The sequence below is a fragment of the Amycolatopsis sp. cmx-4-83 genome, assembly GCF_046548815.1.
GTDB classification, from domain to species: domain Bacteria; phylum Actinomycetota; class Actinomycetes; order Mycobacteriales; family Pseudonocardiaceae; genus Amycolatopsis; species Amycolatopsis pretoriensis_A.
In genome coordinates, this window is sequence record NZ_JAEBEF010000004.1 from 608726 (window position 1) to 625577 (window position 16852).

12 protein-coding genes are annotated in these 16852 nt (G+C 72.0%); 8 read left to right on the plus strand and 4 right to left on the minus strand.

Translation table 11 applies throughout. From position 1 onward, the window contains the following. Positions 1 to 48 precede the first annotated feature (48 nt). Positions 49 to 1209, minus strand: a complete 1161-nt coding sequence (locus ACLJQM_RS15345) for a saccharopine dehydrogenase family protein (protein WP_410631760.1) — start codon at positions 1207 to 1209, stop codon at positions 49 to 51. A gap of 113 nt (positions 1210 to 1322) precedes the next feature. On the opposite strand from ACLJQM_RS15345, the gene ACLJQM_RS15350 reads away from it, so the two are divergent. The 3 genes from ACLJQM_RS15350 to hrpA all read left to right on the plus strand — a co-directional run bounded on the left by ACLJQM_RS15350 (position 1323) and on the right by hrpA (position 6864). Then, a complete protein-coding gene (locus tag ACLJQM_RS15350) occupies positions 1323 to 2492 on the plus strand; it encodes a lactate 2-monooxygenase (protein WP_410631761.1) in 1170 nt (389 codons plus the stop codon). Positions 2493 to 2618: 126 nt separating this feature from the next. After that, positions 2619 to 2867, plus strand: coding sequence for a hypothetical protein (locus tag ACLJQM_RS15355; protein WP_247020064.1), 249 nt, complete (start codon positions 2619 to 2621; stop codon positions 2865 to 2867). Positions 2868 to 2970: 103 nt separating this feature from the next. After that, positions 2971 to 6864 (plus strand): ATP-dependent RNA helicase HrpA, encoded by a 3894-nt coding sequence (gene hrpA / locus ACLJQM_RS15360; protein WP_410631762.1) that lies wholly within the window; start codon positions 2971 to 2973, stop codon positions 6862 to 6864. Between the two features lie 9 nt (positions 6865 to 6873). Here the strand turns inward: hrpA and ACLJQM_RS15365 are convergent, their stop codons facing one another. After that, positions 6874 to 7623 carry a TIGR03084 family metal-binding protein gene (locus ACLJQM_RS15365; RefSeq protein WP_410631763.1) on the minus strand — a complete coding sequence of 250 codons (750 nt, stop codon included), beginning with the start codon at positions 7621 to 7623 and terminating at the stop codon, positions 6874 to 6876. Between the two features lie 118 nt (positions 7624 to 7741). Here ACLJQM_RS15365 and ACLJQM_RS15370 point away from each other — a divergent pair, with 118 nt between their 5' ends. After that, positions 7742 to 9457, plus strand: coding sequence for a sialidase family protein (locus tag ACLJQM_RS15370; protein ID WP_360777108.1), 1716 nt, complete (start codon positions 7742 to 7744; stop codon positions 9455 to 9457). Positions 9458 to 9491: 34 nt separating this feature from the next. Here the strand turns inward: ACLJQM_RS15370 and ACLJQM_RS15375 are convergent, their stop codons facing one another. Continuing rightward, complete coding sequence (locus tag ACLJQM_RS15375; protein WP_410631764.1) at positions 9492 to 11180, minus strand: bifunctional 3'-5' exonuclease/DNA polymerase; 1689 nt, start codon at positions 11178 to 11180, stop codon at positions 9492 to 9494. A 212-nt stretch (positions 11181 to 11392) separates the two neighbouring features. On the opposite strand from ACLJQM_RS15375, the gene ACLJQM_RS15380 reads away from it, so the two are divergent. Continuing rightward, on the plus strand, positions 11393 to 13027 hold the full coding sequence (locus ACLJQM_RS15380) for an acyl-CoA synthetase (protein ID WP_247020074.1): 1635 nt from the start codon (positions 11393 to 11395) through the stop codon (positions 13025 to 13027). 21 nt (positions 13028 to 13048) lie between these two features. Here the strand turns inward: ACLJQM_RS15380 and ACLJQM_RS15385 are convergent, their stop codons facing one another. After that, the gene (locus ACLJQM_RS15385) at positions 13049 to 13972 is read right to left on the minus strand and encodes a hypothetical protein (RefSeq protein ID WP_247020076.1); all 924 of its coding nucleotides are present in this window, start codon (positions 13970 to 13972) and stop codon (positions 13049 to 13051) included. 413 nt (positions 13973 to 14385) lie between these two features. On the opposite strand from ACLJQM_RS15385, the gene ACLJQM_RS15390 reads away from it, so the two are divergent. The 3 genes from ACLJQM_RS15390 to ACLJQM_RS15400 are packed head-to-tail and all read left to right on the plus strand — an operon-like array spanning position 14386 to position 16846. Next, positions 14386 to 15138, plus strand: coding sequence for an SDR family oxidoreductase (locus ACLJQM_RS15390; protein ID WP_410631765.1), 753 nt, complete (start codon positions 14386 to 14388; stop codon positions 15136 to 15138). Next, positions 15135 to 16190: a phosphotransferase family protein gene (locus tag ACLJQM_RS15395; RefSeq protein WP_410631766.1), complete on the plus strand. Its 1056-nt coding sequence runs from the start codon at positions 15135 to 15137 to the stop codon at positions 16188 to 16190. Before ACLJQM_RS15390 ends, ACLJQM_RS15395 begins: the two co-directional genes overlap by 4 nt. Beyond that, positions 16190 to 16846, plus strand: coding sequence for a histidine phosphatase family protein (locus tag ACLJQM_RS15400; protein WP_410631767.1), 657 nt, complete (start codon positions 16190 to 16192; stop codon positions 16844 to 16846). The genes ACLJQM_RS15395 and ACLJQM_RS15400 overlap by 1 nt, the downstream gene beginning before the upstream one ends. The last annotated feature ends 6 nt before the right edge of the window (positions 16847 to 16852 follow it).

Sequence of the window (16852 nt, forward strand, 5' to 3'; positions counted from 1 at the left end):
ATCACAGCACCGGATTTTCACGCCCGCCGCTGTGAAAGCGTGAAAACCTCAGAGCGTCTCGAAGCGAATGCCCGCCTTGACGAGGCGGTCGATGAGCGCGTCACCCATGGCGGTCGCCGTGGTCACCTGGCCCGCCGTTTCCGGAAGTTCGTCGGTCGCCAGGCACAACGCCGATTCCGCGAGCATCTTCGCCGTCTCGTCGTAGCCGGGGTCGCCGCCGGACACCTCCGTGACGACCCGCGAGCCGCCGCCCTCGCCGAAGAACCGCACCGAGAACCACGACCGCGCGCGGCGCTCGGGGCTCGGCCCGCCGCCGGGCGCGAGCAGCCGCGACAGCGCCCGCCGCGCCGGCGGTACCTGCGCCGCGGCGAGCAGGGCGCCCGCGCCCGCCACGCCGCCGGCCAGCACCGGCAGGTGCTTGACCGCGGCGAAGTGCCGGTAGGTGAAGTCGGGTCCGTAGCGCTCGGACGCGGCCGCCGACCGGCGGACGACCTCGGGGTCGATGGTCGGCAGCGGCACCGCCCACCAGCCGGGGTCGGCGACGCGGTGCGGGCGCCCGAGCGGGGCGTGCGCGAACCGGCCGGCGGGCCGGGGCTCGGCCGCGGCCCGTTCACGAGCGACCCGGGCCCCGGCCGGCAGCCGGGACATGATGGTCAGCGCGCTGAGGAACGTGCCCCCGGACGGCATCCCGCCGGCCCGGACGTACCCGTCGACCTTCAGCGGCACGCCCTCGGGCAGCTGCCGCACGGTGAACCACGCGCCGAGGTCGTGCGGGATGGAGTCGAAGCCGCACGCGTGCACCAGCCGCGCGCCGGTCTCGCGGGCGCGCCGGTCGTGCGCCAGGTACATCCGGTCGACGAACTCGGGTTCGCCGGTGAGGTCGACGTAGTCCGTGCCCGCCTCGGCGCACGCCGCCACCAGCGGTTCGCCGTGCGTCAGGTACGGCCCGACGGTCGTGATGACCACTTTCGCCGATTCAGCTACGGCCCGCAGCGCCTCGGGATCCGCGGAGTCGGCGATCAGCAGGTCGAGCGCGGCGAACCGGTCGTCGATGGCCGCCAGCCGGGCCCGGACGGCTTCGAGCTTGCCGCGGTTGCGCCCGGCGAGGGCCCAGCGCAGGTCGGCGGGCGCGTGGCGGGCCAGGTACTCGGCGGTCAGCCCGCCGGTGAACCCGGTGGCACCGAACAGGACCACGTCGTGCGCGCGCATGTCACTCCTCATCGTCCGACGTCGGGCCCGCTCAGGTTACCCGCCGGTCAGTTCGCGGCGCCGGGTGGAAGTACCGGCGAGTACAGTGCCCCCTCGAACGCGAGGAGGAACCCGTGACCGAACGCTTCGGCAGCTACCAGAACGAGATCTACCTGCAGGGACTCGGGGGTCAGCTGCCGCCGTGCTCGACCGACGCGAACAAGCTCGAGGCGTCGGCCCGCGAGGTCATGGCACCCGGTCCGTTCTCCTACGTCGCCGGCGCGGCCGGTTCCGGCGCGACCGCGCGCGCCAACCGCGAGGCGTTCGACCGCTGGCGCGTCGTCCCGCGGATGCTGACCGGCGCCACCGAGCGCGACCTGGCCACGACGGTGCTCGGCACCCGGCTGCCCGCTCCGGTGGCCGTCGCGCCGGTCGGCGTCCAGTCGATCGTGCACCCGGACGCCGAGTCCGCGACCGCCCGCGCCGCCGCGTCGATCGGGCTGCCGTTCATCCTCTCCACGGCGTCGTCGACGAGCATCGAGGACGTCGCCGCGGCCAACGGCGACGGCCCGCGCTGGTTCCAGCTGTACTGGCCCGGTGACGCGGACGTCTGCGCGAGCCTGCTTTCCCGCGCGAAGAGCGCGGGGTACACGGCGCTGGTCGTCACGCTCGACACGTGGACGCTGGCCTGGCGACCGTCCGATCTGGACCAGGCGTACCTGCCGTTCCTCAAGGGCGAGGGGTGCGCGGTCCCGTTCACCGACCCGGTGTTCCGCGGCCTGCTGGAGAAGACCCCGGAGGAAGACCTGAACATGGCGATCCTGCGCTGGATCGGCATGCTCACCGGCACCGACCGGACGTGGGACCAGCTGCCGTTCCTGCGCGAGCACTGGGACGGCCCGATCGTGCTCAAGGGCATCCAGCACGTCGCCGACGCGCGCCGCGCGGCCGAGGCCGGCATGGACGGCATCGTGGTCTCGAACCACGGCGGCCGCCAGGTCGACGGCGCGATCGGCGCGCTGGAAGCGCTGCCCGGCATCGTCGCGGCGGTCGGCGACCGGCTGGAGGTCCTCTTCGACTCGGGCGTCCGCACCGGCTCGGACGTGCTCAAGGCACTGGCGCTGGGCGCGCGGGCGGTCCTGGTCGGCCGCCCGTGGGTGTACGGCCTGGCGCAGGCCGGCGAGGACGGCGTCCGCCACGTGCTGCGGAGCCTGCTGGCGGACTTCGACCTGACCATGGGGTTGTCGGGCCACCGGACGCTCGCGGATCTCGGCCCGGACTCGCTCCAGCGGAGCCCGAGGTAACGAATCGGGAAACCTCGCGACAGGGCCGGGACGGCCGGTTAACCTTCGGTCCCAATCGTGGGCCGTCGGGGGCGGCCTGCTCCCGTTTTTCTTTCCCGTTGGGGGTTTTCCATGGCCGGAATCGCCATGCGCATCGGTGTCATCTTCGCTGTCCTCGGCTTCGGCTCGCTCATCCTCGAGCAGTTCGACTACGAGTTCCGGCTCATCGCCTGGGCTTCGGACATGCAGCCGTTCTTCGGCATCGGCCTCGGCGTCGTCGGCCTCGCGCTGGTCGGCGTCTCGGCGCTGCTCAACCGCGCCAAGGCCACGCCGCCGCAGCCGGCGCCGGGCACGCCGCAGCAGCAGTACCCGCAGCAGCCCGGCCAGCCCGGCTGACGCCTGACCCGGGCGCCCCTCGGGGCGCCCGGGGTGGGCCGGGTCACGCGAGCGGGATATTGGGAGGCCCGGGTCGTGACGCACGGCTATCCTCGGTCCGAGAATGTCCACGCCATCCCCCTTCGCAGAACTGCGGGCGCGCCTGCCCGAGCTGATGCCGCGCGACGAAGTGCGTCTGCGCCGCCGGCTCGACGGTGCCCGCAAAGCCCGTGACCGCGATGCCGCCCTCGCGCAGATCTCCGCCGACGTCGAGAAGGCCGAGCTGCGCGTGCAGTCGCGGCGCGAGAGCGTGCCCAAGATCGAGTTCCCCGAAGAGCTGCCGGTCAGCAGGCTCAAGGGCGAGATCGCGGCCGCCATCGAGAAGCACCAGGTCGTGATCGTCGCGGGGGAGACCGGCTCGGGCAAGACCACCCAGCTGCCGAAGATCTGCCTCGAGCTCGGCCGCGGCATCCGCGGGCAGATCGGGCACACCCAGCCCCGCCGGCTGGCCGCGCGCACGGTCGCCGACCGGATCGCCGGCGAGCTGAAGACCGAGCTCGGCGACGCCGTCGGCTACAAGGTCCGGTTCACCGACCAGTCCGGGCAGGACACGCTGGTCAAGCTGATGACCGACGGCATCCTGCTCGCCGAGATCCAGACCGACCGCTCGCTGCGCCAGTACGACACGCTGATCATCGACGAGGCCCACGAGCGCAGCCTCAACATCGACTTCATCCTCGGCTACCTCAAGCAGCTGCTGCCGCGCCGCCCCGACCTCAAGGTCATCATCACCTCGGCCACCATCGACCCGGAGCGCTTCTCCCAGCACTTCGACGACGCGCCGATCGTCGAGGTCTCCGGCCGGACGTACCCGGTCGAGACGCGCTACCGGCCGCTCGTCGACCCCGACGACCCGGAGGGCGACGACGAGCGCGACCAGACCCAGGGCATCCTCGACGCCGTCGAGGAGCTGTGCACCGAGGGGCCCGGCGACATCCTCGTGTTCCTCTCCGGCGAGCGCGAGATCCGCGACACCGCGGACGTGCTCAACCGCGCGGACCTGCGCGGCACCGAGGTCCTGCCGCTGTACGCGCGGCTGTCGGCGGCCGAGCAGCACCGCATCTTCCAGTCCCACGCCGGGCGGCGCGTGGTGCTCGCGACCAACGTCGCCGAGACGTCGCTGACCGTGCCGGGCATCAAGTACGTCGTCGACCCGGGCACGGCGCGGATCTCCCGCTACAGCCACCGGACCAAGGTGCAGCGGCTGCCGATCGAACCGGTGTCGCAGGCGTCGGCGAACCAGCGCAAGGGCCGCTGCGGCCGCACGTCCGACGGCATCTGCATCCGGCTCTACTCCGAAGAGGACTTCGAGAGCCGCCCGGAGTTCACCGACCCCGAGATCCTGCGGACCAACCTGGCGTCGGTCATCCTGCAGATGACGTCGCTGGGGCTCGGCGACATCGCCGCGTTCCCGTTCGTCGAGCCGCCGGACCGCCGCCAGGTCACCGACGGCATCGGCCTGCTGCAGGAGCTGGGCGCGTTCGACAGCGCGGCCGCCGGGAACAGCGACCGGCGCCTCACCGACACCGGCCGCAAGCTCGCGCAGCTGCCGGTCGACCCGCGGATGGGCCGGATGGTCCTGGAAGCGGCGAAGAACGGCTGCGTCCGCGAGGTCATGATCATCGCCGCCGCACTGTCCATCCAGGACCCGCGCGAGCGGCCGGCGGACAAGCAGCAGGCGGCCGACCAGCAGCACGCGCGCTTCGCCGACCCGACGTCGGACTTCCTCGCCTACCTCAACCTGTGGGAGTACGTCGCCGAGCAGCAGAAGGCGTTGTCCGGCAACCAGTTCCGCCGGATGTGCCGCACCGAGTACCTGAACTACCTGCGCCTGCGGGAGTGGCAGGACATCTTCAGCCAGTTGCGCCAGCTGGCCAAGCCGCTCGGCATCTCGCTGAACACGAACGCGTCCCCGGTGGACCCGCAGCGCGTGCACACGTCGCTGATCGCCGGGCTGTTGTCGCACATCGGGCTCAAGGACCCCGCGAAGGGCGACTACCTGGGCGCGCGCGGCGCCCGCTTCGGCGTGTTCCCCGGTTCGGCGCTGTTCAAGAAGCAGCCGCGCTGGGTGATGTCGGCCGAGCTGGTCGAGACGTCGAGGCTGTGGGCGCGGGTCAACGCGCGCATCGAGCCCGAGTGGGTCGAGCCGCTGGCGCAGCACATCGTCAAGCGGAACTACTCCGAGCCGCACTGGGAACGCAAGCAGGGCGCGGTGATGGCGACCGAGAAGGTGACGCTCTACGGCGTCCCGCTGATCGCCGACCGCCGCGTCAACTACGGCCGGATCGACCCGGAAGTGTCGCGGGCGATGTTCATCCGGCACGCGCTGGTCGAGGGCGACTGGCAGACTCGGCACCACTTCTTCGCCGAGAACCGGGCGCTGCTGGAAGAGGTCGAGGACCTCGAGAACCGCGCGCGGCGGCGCGACATCCTCGTCGACGACCAGACGCTGTACGAGTTCTACGACTCCCGGGTGTCGGACGACGTCGTTTCGGTGCGGCACTTCGACAGCTGGTGGAAGAAGGCCCGGCACGAGCAGCCGGACCTGCTGTCGTTCGAGAAGTCCATGCTCATCAACGAAACCGCGGGCGGCGTGCGGGAGTCGGACTACCCCGACTCGTGGACGCAGGGCACGCAGGTCTTCAAGCTGACCTACCAGTTCGAGCCGGGCGCGGACGCCGACGGCGTCACCGTGCACGTCCCGCTGCCGGTGCTGAACCAGGTGACGCCGGACGGGTTCGACTGGCAGGTACCGGGTCTGCGCGAAGAGCTGGTCACCCAGCTGATCAAGTCGCTGCCGAAGGCGTTGCGGCGCAACTTCGTCCCGGCGCCGGACACGGCCAAGTACGTCCTTTCGCGAGTGTCCCCTTCGGACGGTCCGCTGCTGGAGGTGCTCGGGCGCGAGCTCCGGGCGCTGCGCGGGATCACGGTGCCGTACGCGGACTGGGACCTTTCGTCGGTGCCGGAGCACCTGAAGACGACGTTCCGCGTGGTCGACGAGCGCGGCAAGAAGGTGGCCGAGGGCAAGGATGTCGAAGCGCTGCAGCGGCAGCTGGCCCCGAAGGTCCGCGAGACGATCTCGAAGGCGGCCAACACGCTGGAGAAGGCCGGGCTGACGAAACCGTCGTTCGGCTCGCTGCCGAAGGTGTTCGAGTCGACCCAGCGCGGCCACGACGTCAAGGCGTACCCGGCGCTGGTCGACGAAGGTGCGTCGGTGGCGGTGCGCATGCTCGACACCCCGGGCCAGCAAGCTCATGCGATGTGGTCGGGCACGCGGCGGATGCTGCGGCTGAACCTGAACTCGCCGATGAAGTTCATCACGAGGTCGCTGTCCAACTCCTCGAAGCTGGTGCTGAACCGCAACCCGCACGGCAGCGTCGCGGCCCTGCTCGAAGACTGCGTCGACTGCGCGGTGGACGCGCTGATGACCGCCGGCGGCGGCCCGGTCTGGGACGAGACCGGGTTCAAGGTGCTGCTGGAGAAGGTCCGCGCCGGCCTGCACCCCGAGGTCCTCGGGGTGCTTACGGACGTCGAGAAGATCCTCCGCGCCGCGAACGACGTCGAGGTCCTGCTGCCGGCCACGCGCGGCCCCGCGGAGTCGCTAGCCGACATCCGTGCGCAGCTCGCCGCGCTGATCTACCCGGGTTTCGTGACGGAGACGGGTGCTTCGCGGCTGCGCAACGTCGTTCGCTACCTGCAGGGCATCTCGCGCCGGCTGGAGAAGCTGCCCACGGAGCCGACGCGCGACCTGCAGCGCACCGCCGACGTCGCCTGGATCCAGGCCGAGTACGCCGACGCGCTGGCCTCGCTGCCGCCGGGCACGTCGTCCCCGGCGTTGCGCGAGGTGCGGTGGATGATCGAGGAGCTGCGGGTTTCCTTCTTCGCGCAGACCTTGGGGACGGCCCACCCGGTGTCGCTGAAGCGGATCACGAAAGCGATCGACGACGCCCTCGCGTGAGCCCCGGTCTCAGAGGAAGACGCGCGCGATGTCGAGCCACTCGTCCGCGTCTTCGCCGACCGCGGTGAGGCCGGTTTCGGCGCGGGACCGGCGGTGGGTGACCCGGAGGCAGAAGTCGAGCGCGCTGCCCCGCACGCGTTGCGCGGCGTCTTCGGGACCCCAGGTCCAGAGCTCGCCGCCGGGACCGGTGAGCTCGACGCGGAACGGCTCGCCCGGCATCGGCGACTGCGCCGCGTAAAACGACAGCTCCCGCCCGGCGACGCCCAAGGCGGCGACGTGCCGGAGCCGCCCGGTCGGCCGGTGCACGACGCCGAGCGCGTCGAAGACGTCCTGGCCGTGCGCCCAGGTCTCCATCAGCCGGAGCGGCACCATCAGGACCGCGGTGGCCCGCGAGCCGAACCAGGGGAAGGTGTGGTCCAGCGGCACGTCGCCGAGCGCGTCCGCGAGTTCGGCCCGGCCGCCGCGCCAGCGTTCGAGCAGCTCCGGCCGCGGTTCGGCCGCACCCGCCGCGGCATCGAGGTCGGCGTCCTTCGGCACGACGTCGAAGGCTTCGGGCGTGCGGATGGCGGTGAGCACGTTGGCATCGGCCGCGGCGAGGTGGGCGAGCTGGTGCGCGATCGTCCAGCCTCCGGCCGGGGTCGGCCGGGACCAGTCGGGCTCCGTCGAGACCAGGGCGTCGAGCTCGTCGCCCTCGGCCACCAGGTCCTGGAGTGCGCGTTCGCGCGGTACCGCGGAGAGGTCGAGCCCGTAGTCGATCATCGCCGTTCAGGCTACCGGAAATGCGGTTTGTCCGGCTCCGGACTTCCGTCGGTTGACCGGGTGCGGGCACGCGAGAAGCCTGGTCCGGCTGGAGACCCTCCTGGGAAAGGACCGGCCGATGTCCTTGGGTGTTTCGTCCGCCAAGCGAAGAATCTTCGCCACGCTCACCGCTCTCCTCTTGCCGCTCGCCGTCGTGCTCGCCCCGGCCGCGCAAGCCGCCGAGCCGCGGCACGACGTGCCGAACCCGTTGCTCAAAGAACGTTTCGCCGAGGGGGAAGAGGAGGACGGCGACGACCCCGCGCTGTCCGCGCTCTGCCAGACCTACATCGGCAAGCCGAACCCGTACCGGCCGCTGGTGCCCAACCGCGACGTCATCGACGGCGACACCATCGTCCCGACCGGCAGCCAGACCGGCTGCAGCACCGCGCAGAACGAAACGACCATCGCCGTCAACCCCGAAAACCCGCGCAACATCGTCGCCGGGTCCAACGACTACCGGCTCTACAACACCCGCGAGTCCCGCAACGACTCCGGTGGTTTCGCCTACACCTCGTTCGACGGCGGCAAGACCTGGGCGAACGTTCGGCTGCCGCACCTGGACTTCCCGACCGGGGCGGCCGCGCCACTGTCGTACATGGACGCGGCGGGCGACCCGGCCATCGCGTTCGGGCCACACAACACCGTCTACTACTCGACGCTCGTCTTCAGCCGGGCCGCGGTTCCGGACGACCAGCAGCAGGCCAGCGGAATCGCCGTGTCGGTTTCGCACGACGGCGGGCGCAGCTTCGGCGACCCGGCGATCCTGCACCTCGACGGCGTCACGCCGGCCGGCACCCCGACGCCCGCGAACATCTTCAACGACAAGGAGTGGATCGCCGCCGACCCCGTGTCGGGCACGGTGTACGTCACCTGGACGCAGTTCACCTACGACGCCGCCGGCAACTTCGTCGAATCGCCGATCGTGCTGTCGAAGTCCGGCGACTTCGGCCGGACGTGGTCGCCGGCGCGCCGTGTTTCGCCGTCGTTGACCGGCTTCCCGGGCGGCATCACGCCGTTCGGCAGCGGATCGAACCCGGTGGTCACCCGCGACGGGACGCTCCAGATCGCCTACGAGACATCGGTGTGCGCCACGGCGGCGTGCGACCGGCCGGCCGACCACGACGCCGTCGTCGTGGCGACCTCGCGTGACGGCGGCCGGACCTTCCGGCACGCCGAGGTGGGGCTCGACTTCGACTTCCCGGTCGACGAAGACGTCGCCAACAACGCGTTGACCGGGGAGAACTTCCGGGTCAACAGCTTCCCGCAGCTGGCGTACGACCGGGTGACCGACCACCTCTGGGTGACCTGGGCCGACGACCGCCACGGCACCTACCGCGACGGCGAGTCGGTCAAGACGGACGGGGACGCCTTCCTGAGCGGCTCCGACGGCCGGCACGGCTGGTCGGCGCCGGTGAAGATCGGCACGGGCGCCGACGAGGTGTTCCCCGCCGTCGCCGCACTGGCCGGGCGCGTGGCGGTCACCTTCTACACGCGCGCCTACGACCCGCACGGCATCGGCCTGGACTACGCCTACGCCACCGGGTGGGGCGACGGGGCCGGCACGGCCCCGATCCGGCGGATCACCACGCAGACGTCGAACCCGCAGGTGCAGTTCGTGGCGGCCGGCGCGGTCACCGGGAAGGAGCTCCAGGGCGTGTTCATCGGCGACTACACCGCGGCCGCGGTCGGCGCCGACTTCCGGCTGTACCCGTGCTGGACCGACTTCCGCGGCAACCCGGGCCGGACCCTGCCGAACCAGGACGTCGTGACGCAGCCGCTCTCGATGTTCCCCTGAGGCGCGGGAGCCGTGCCGGGATGACCGGCACGGCTCACTTCGCGTCGGCGTAGGTGTCCACCGGGGCGATGTGCAGCGGGAACCGCACCGGGCAGGCCGGGCCGAAGAGCATTCGCGCCGCCTCCGCCACGCTGTCCGTGATCGCCGTCGTCACCTCCTCCGCCAGCTCGGCCGGGGTGTGGACGATGACCTCGTCGTGCTGGAAGAACACCAGGTGCGCGGGGGACGGGAGGCGCTGCCGCAGCGTCGCCAGCATGACCGCCGTCATGTCGGCCGCGCTGGCCTGGACGACGAAGTTGCGCGTGAACCGGCCCCAGCCGCGGGAGGCTCGGCGGGCCTTCAGCTCCCCCGCTTCGTCCGAAGCCAGCCCGCCGGTGAGCGCGCGCCACGCCGCCGACGGGGCCGGGGACGTGCGGCCCAGCCGGGAGCGGACCCGCTCGCCGCGTTCGCCGGCCTGGGCCGCGTGCTCCACATAGGACACCGCGTCCGGGAACCGCTGGCGCAGCAACGCGAGCAGGGGGCCCGCTTCGCCGGACGTGCCGCCGTACATCGCCGACAGCATCGCGATCTTCGCCCGCGCCCGGTCGTCGCGGTCGTCGTCGGCCGCCGGGACCCAGCGGGCGCCCGAGAACAGCGCCTCGCCCAGCCGCGCGTACAGGTCCGTCGCCGCCGCGACGTCGGCCAGGCGCCGGTCGCCCGACAACGCCGTGAGCACCCGGGGCTCCAGCTGGGCGGCGTCGGCCACCACCAGCTTCCAGCCCGGATCGGCCCGGACGCAGGTGCGCAGCACCTTCGGGATCTGCAGCGCGCCGCCGCCCCGGCTGGCCCAGCGCCCGGACACCACCCCGCCCACGACGTAGTGCGGCCGGAACCGCCCGTCGGCGACCCACTCCTCGAGCCACGCCCACCCGTTCGCCGTGTACAGCCGCGAGAGCTCCTTGTACTCCAGCAGCGGCCCGACCGCCGGGTGGTCGATGCCCTTGAGCAGGTACTTCCGCGCCGCCGGGACCTCGATGCCGGCTCGCGCCAGCGCGCGGACCACGCTCGGCGGCGAGTCCGGGTTCACCGGCCGCCCGCCGAACGCCTCGCTGATCTTCGCCGCCAGCTCCACCAGCACCTTCGGCCGCTCGCCGGGCCGCACCCGCGGTCCGAGCCGGGAGACCAGCAGCGCCTCGTGCAGGTCGGCCCGCCAGGGCAGCCCGTCGGCCGACATCTCCACGGCGGCCAGCGCGCTCGCCGACTCGGCGGCCAGCAGCAGCCGCATCCGGTCGGGGTGCCCGGTCGCGGCCACCCGCCGCTCTTGCTCGGCCAGCACGCGCCGGACCGCCGTGACCACCGTCACGCCCTCGGGCAGCGTCGGCACGTGAGCGTCGAACAGCGTCGGCTGCGCCAGCTCGACGGCGGTCGAGTCCGGTGGCGGTTCCTCACCGTTCGCCCTGGCCCAGGCCGCGCGCAGGCTCCGCGACTGCCCGTCCGCGCCCTCGTACGCCAGCAGCAGCCCCTCCGCCAGCGCGACGTCGTAGCAGCGCCGCACCCGCACCCCGGCCGCGACGAGCACCGGGTACGTCGACTCCGCCGACGGGAACACCCACCGGGGCTCCAGCGACGCCTCAAGTTCCCGCGCCGACCTGGCGAAACCCGCTTCGTCCAGCCCCGTCACCGTCGACGACGACGTGTGCACGGTGAAGCTCCCGTCCTCCTCACGACCCGCGATCACCTGCACGAAGACATTGTGCCGACCACCACCGACATTTTTCGGGGGTTCGGGTGGCGGAGCCCCGTCCTGGGGCGAAGCCCCAGATGACACCGACAGTTTCCGCGCGCTCGCGGGTGGTGCGTTCGGCCTACGTTGGTTTACTCTCCAGTAGCTCCCATACCGCCGGTACGCCCGCCGTCGGCGTGGGCTCTCTTCCCCGCAGCGATGGAGGTGCCTGGATGAGCCTGGTCGAGCTCGCCACGCAGGTGGCGGACAAGGTGGCCGAGACGGCCCGCAGCGTCGACGTGATGCGGCGCGCGGGGCTCGTCCCCTTCCCCCGGCTCGACGAGGGGGTCCGCTCGCTGGTCGCGATCCGCAAGTTCGGGCCGTTCGCCGGCGCGAACCACATCTCCGCGCGCCGCGACCCGACCGCCGTCGGCATCGTCGACGAGCTCGGGCCGCTCACCTACAAGCAGCTCGACGACCAGTCGAACGCGCTGGCCAGGGCGTGGTCGCACCGCGGCATCGAGCCGGGCCAGGTCGTGGCCGCGCTGTGCCGCGACCACCGCGGCCTGGTCCTCACGATGGCGGCGGCGGGCAAGCTCGGCGTCCGCCTGCTGCTGATGAACACCGGGTTCGCGAAGCCGCAGCTGGCCGACGTCGCCAAGCGCGAAGGCGTCACCGCGCTGATCTACGACCAGGAGTTCACCGGCCTGCTCGACGCGATGCCCGAGGGCGTCGGCCGCTACCTCGCCTGGGTCGACCCGGACAGCGACCTGACCGGCCGGGACGTACCCGTGCTGAGCGAGATCATCGCGAGCACCGACGACCGGCCGTGGCCCGCGCCGGCCAAGCCGGGCGGGTTCGTCCTGCTCACCAGCGGCACGACCGGCACCCCGAAGGGTGCGCCGCGGCCGCACACGTCGGCGCTGGCGTCGGCGCAGTTCCTCGACCGGATCCCGTTGCGGTCCAACGAGGCCACGTACATGGGCGCACCGCTGTTCCACGGCACCGGGCTCTCGCAGTTCATCCTCTCCTTCGCGCTCGGTTCGACGGTCGTGATGCGCCGCAAGTTCACCCCGGAGGAGGCGCTGCGCGGCGTCGCCGAGCACAAGTGCACCGCGCTCGTGCTGGTGCCGACGATGCTGCAGCGGATCGTCGACCTGCCGAAGGAAACCCGCGAGAAGTACGACACGTCGTCGCTGCGGATCATCTTCGTGGCCGGCTCGGCGCTGTCGCCGGACCTGGGCAACCGCGCGAACGAGGCGTTCGGGCCGGTGGTGCACAACCTGTACGGCTCGACCGAGGTCGCGGTGGCGACGGTCGCGACGCCGGAGGACTGGCGGAAGGCCCCGGGCACGGTCGGCCGCGCGCCGGTCGGCTGCAAGGTGGCGCTGTACGACCCGGCCGGCCGCCGCATCACCGAGCCGCACGTGACCGGCCGCGTCTTCGTGGGCAGCGGCCTCAGCTTCGGCGGCTACACCGACGGCCGCCACAAGGAGATCATCGACGGCCTGCTGTCCAGCGGCGACGTCGGCCACTTCGACGAGGACGGCCTGCTGTTCATCGACGGCCGCGACGACGAGATGATCGTCTCCGGCGGCGAGAACGTGTTCCCGATCGAGGTGGAGAACCTCTTGGTGGAACGCGAAGACGTCCTCGAGGCGGCGGTGATCGGCGTCGAGGACCCGGAGTTCGGCCAGCGGCTGAAGGCGTTCGTGGTGCTGGCGGACGGGGTTTCACCGGACGCGGACGAACTCCGCGACTACGTGAAGGCGAACTTGGCGCGGTACAAGGTGCCGCGGGACGTCGAGTTCCTCGACGAGCTGCCGCGCAACGCGACCGGGAAGGTGTTGCGCACCAAGCTTTCCTGACGTCTGTGCCTGCCTATCGGGTCAATCCCAGTCGATCCCGAACACCCCGGGCCCGAAGTCCAGCGCCACCGCGTGCACCCCGTCGCCGCCGTCGAGCTTCAGCTGGCGGCGGGCCAGCGACCCCGCCGAGCCGTTGTGCGAGTACTGCCAGCAGCGCTCCGGCGCCGTTCCCGGCGCGAACCGGACCTCCAGCAGGTACTCCCGCACCGGGCGGCGGAACTCGCGGTAGTGGGTGTTGCGGCACTCCGGGTACGGCGGCCCGCCGTTCGTCAGCGTGTACTCGATCAAGTGCGTCTCGCCGCGGTTGATCGGCTGGTCGAAGAGGAGCTCGGCGACGATCAGGCCGTGGGCCTCGTCGACCTCGGCGCGGCCGACGCGGCAGTTGCGGACCGCGTGCAGCTCCGGGGCGCCCGCCGCCGGGTCGTCCTGGGTGTACACCAGGAGCCAGCGGTCCTGGCCGTCCGAGACTGCCTGGAACACCGCACGGGCCGTGACCGCGCGCTGGCCGCCGTCCGCGGCGATGTCGCACAGGTCGTGCAGCCCGACCAGTTTCAGCGGGAGCTGGCGCTCCAGCGCGTTCGGGGCGCCGACCTTGTCCAGCAACGGCTGCAGCACCTCGCGCGGGAACGACATCGGCTCGCCGCCCGCCTGGCGCTTCCCGGCGCCGCCGCGGGGCCGGGGCGGGGGCAGCAGGCCGAGCAGCGCGCCCGCCGGGACGTCGAGGATCTCTTCCAGCGTACGGACGGCCGAGAGCGAGCTCTGCCGCTCGGGCTGGCGCTTGCCGGACTGCCAATAACTGAGGGCGGTGACGCTGACGACGACCCCGCGCGCCCGCAGCCGGGCCTGGATCCGGTCCAGGGACAGCCCGCTCGTCGCGATGGCCGCACGCAGCTGCGTGGCGAACGCGGTGCGCCCGTTCTCGTCGCCCGCCGTGCTGCCCGCCATTGCCGATCCGCCCCGTGCCGTCCCCCGACGATCCCCGACACGGAGCACGTTAGCAGGATTCCCCGCCCCGGCCGCGTCCCTCTTCGCCGGGCGGTCCGCTGGGGCGAACGGGCTAGTACTGGCAACTGTGAACCATTGCCCCGGCCAGGCCGGACACGCTTGTATGACTTGCCTGCGCCGGTGGCCCCGCCTCCCCCTCACGGACCACCCGGGCGCCGGCCGAGAAGCCGTGGACAACGGCTCCGGTTCACCCGGCCGCGTTGTGCGACCGGCCGGTGTGGCCGCGCGATGACCGGTGGCCCGGCGACGCCCCCAGCGCCGGGCCACCGGTCTTATTACCAACGGGTAGCCTCCGCCTTCCTCCCCTCCACCACCCTCAACCGAGGCGCTGCGCGCCGCTGTAAATTCTTGGCATGACGCTCCGGAAGAACATCCTGATCACCGGCGCCAGCAGCGGGTTGGGCGAGGGGATGGCCCGCCAGTTCGCGGCGAAGGGGCGCAACCTCGCGTTGTGCGCGCGGCGCACCGAGCGCCTCGAAACCCTGGCCAAGGAGCTAGAGGAAGCCCACCCCGGGATCAAGGTCGTCACGCGCACCCTCGACGTCACCGAGCACGACCGCGTGTTCGCCGTCTTCGAGGAGTTCCGCGCCGAGCTGGGGTCCCTCGACCGGGTGATTGTGAACGCCGGGCTCGGGAAGGGGCAGCCGGTCGGGAAGGGCCGGTTCGACGCCAACCGCCAGACCCTCGAGGTCAACTTCGTCGCGGCGGCGGCCCAGGTCGAAGCCGCCGCCGGGATCTTCCGGGAGCAGGGCGCCGGGCACCTGGCGGTGGTCTCCTCGTTCAGCGCCATCCGCGGGCTGCCGGGCAACCTCACCGCGTACGCCGCTTCGAAGGCCGGGATCTCGGCGTTCGTCGACGGCACCCGGCTGGAGCTCAAGCGCAAGGGCATCACCGTCACCGACGTCCGGCCGGGCTACATCGAGTCGGAGATGAACGACCGGATCGGCAAGAACCCGTTGCTCGCCAAGGCCGAGAGCGGGGCCAGGGCGCTGGTCAAGGCGATCGAGGCCGAACCGGCCCGCGCCTACGTCCCGGCGTGGCCCTGGGTGCCGCTGAGCCTCGCGATGCGCGTGGTGCCCGCCTCGATCCTGCGGAAGTTCGCGTGAGCACCGTCGAGGTGCGCGAGGAAGACGCCTTCGACGTCGCCGCGGTGCACGCCTGGCTGACGACGAAGGTCGAGGGGCTCGGCGGCGAGCCGCCGGGCGTCCGGCAGTTCCCCGGCGGCGCGTCGAACCTGACCTACCTGCTGACCTACCCGGACCGCGAGCTGATCCTGCGCCGCCCGCCCGCCGGGCACAAGGCGGCGTCGGCGCACGACATGCGGCGCGAGTACCGGGTGCAGCACGCGCTCCGGCCGGTGTTCCCGTACGTGCCGCGGATGCTGGCCTTCGGCGACGACGAGAGCCTGCTCGGCGGCGACTTCTACGTCATGGAGAAGCTCGACGGCCTGATCCTGCGCGGCGACCTGCCCGAAGGCCTCGAACTGAGCGCGGACCAGGCGCGCGAGCTGTCCGGCAAGGTCGTGGACCGGCTGGTCGACCTGCACGCCGTCGACGTCGCGAAGGCCGGGCTGGCCGACCTCGGCAAGGGCGCGGGGTACGTCGAGCGCCAGATCCGCGGCTGGTCGGACCGGTTCGCCGCGGCGCGCACGGACAACGTCGGCGACTTCGCCGAGGTGCGCGCGTGGCTGGCGGAGAACCAGCCGGCCGAGGTGAAGATCTGCTTGATCCACAACGACTACCGGCTCGACAACCTGGTGCTGGACGGCCCGGGGACGCTGAACATCACCGGCGTGCTGGACTGGGAGATGGCCACCCTCGGCGACCCGCTGATGGAGCTGGGCAGCATGCTGGCCTACTGGGTCCAGGCCGATGACGACGACGTCATGAAGGCGAGCCGCCGCCAGCCGACGCACCTGCCCGGGACCTTCACGCGCGAGGAGTTCGTCGCGCGGTACGCGGAGAAGACCGGGCTGGCCGTGGGCGACTGGCGGTTCTACGAGGTCTACGGCCTGTTCCGGCTCGCGGCGGTGCTGCAGCAGCTGTACCGGCGCTACCGGGAGGGTGCCACGCGCAACCCGGCGTTCAAGGACTTCTGGCAGTTCGTCGGCTACCTGGACTGGCGCTGCCGGGAAATCATCGCGAAGGGAAGCGTGTAGTGGGCGCGATCTACCTGGTCCGGCACGGCCAGGCGTCGTTCGGCGCGGCCGACTACGACGCCCTGTCCCCGCAGGGCTTCGAACAGTCCACAGTGGTCGGTGCGGAACTGCTGCGCCGCGCCGTCTCCTTCACGCAGATCCGCTCGGGCACGCTGGCGCGGCAGCGGGACACCGCGGCGACCGCGCTCAAGGCGCTGGGCAGCGACGTCCCGGTGGTCGAGGACCCGCGCTGGAACGAGTACGACCACGTCGACATCGCGCGCCACCACGCCGGTGGCGCGCCGCAGGAGGATTCCCGGTCGTACCAAGGGGTGCTCGACGCGGCGCTGACCGCGTGGACGTCGGCGGGCACCGGCGGGCCGTGCGCCGAGACGTGGCCCGCGTTCCTCGCCCGCTGCCGTGCCGCGCTCGAAGACCTGGTGGCGTCCCTCGGCAAGGGGGAGCACGCGCTCGTGTTCACCTCCGGTGGCGTGATCGCCACCGTCTGCGGCCTGCTGATGGGCACGCCCGAAGCCGGGCTGCTGAAGCTCAACCGCGTCACGGTCAACGGCGGCATCACGAAGCTCGTGTCCGGCCGCGGCGGCGTCACCCTGTTGTCGTTCAACGAACACCCGCACTTCGAGGCCGACGCGGCTTCGCTGCTCACCTACCGGTAGGAGACG

Bases quoted from the DNA above. Each gene is read 5' to 3' on its own strand.
- ACLJQM_RS15345 (WP_410631760.1), bottom strand. From the start codon at position 1,209: ATGCGCGCGCACGACGTGGTCCTGTTCGGTGCCACCGGGTTCACCGGC.
- ACLJQM_RS15355 (WP_247020064.1), top strand. From the start codon at position 2,619: ATGCGCATCGGTGTCATCTTCGCTGTCCTCGGCTTCGGCTCGCTCATC.
- hrpA (WP_410631762.1), top strand. From the start codon at position 2,971: ATGTCCACGCCATCCCCCTTCGCAGAACTGCGGGCGCGCCTGCCCGAG.
- ACLJQM_RS15365 (WP_410631763.1), bottom strand. From the start codon at position 7,623: ATGATCGACTACGGGCTCGACCTCTCCGCGGTACCGCGCGAACGCGCA.
- ACLJQM_RS15370 (WP_360777108.1), top strand. From the start codon at position 7,742: ATGTCCTTGGGTGTTTCGTCCGCCAAGCGAAGAATCTTCGCCACGCTC.
- ACLJQM_RS15380 (WP_247020074.1), top strand. From the start codon at position 11,393: ATGAGCCTGGTCGAGCTCGCCACGCAGGTGGCGGACAAGGTGGCCGAG.
- ACLJQM_RS15385 (WP_247020076.1), bottom strand. From the start codon at position 13,972: ATGGCGGGCAGCACGGCGGGCGACGAGAACGGGCGCACCGCGTTCGCC.
- ACLJQM_RS15390 (WP_410631765.1), top strand. From the start codon at position 14,386: ATGACGCTCCGGAAGAACATCCTGATCACCGGCGCCAGCAGCGGGTTG.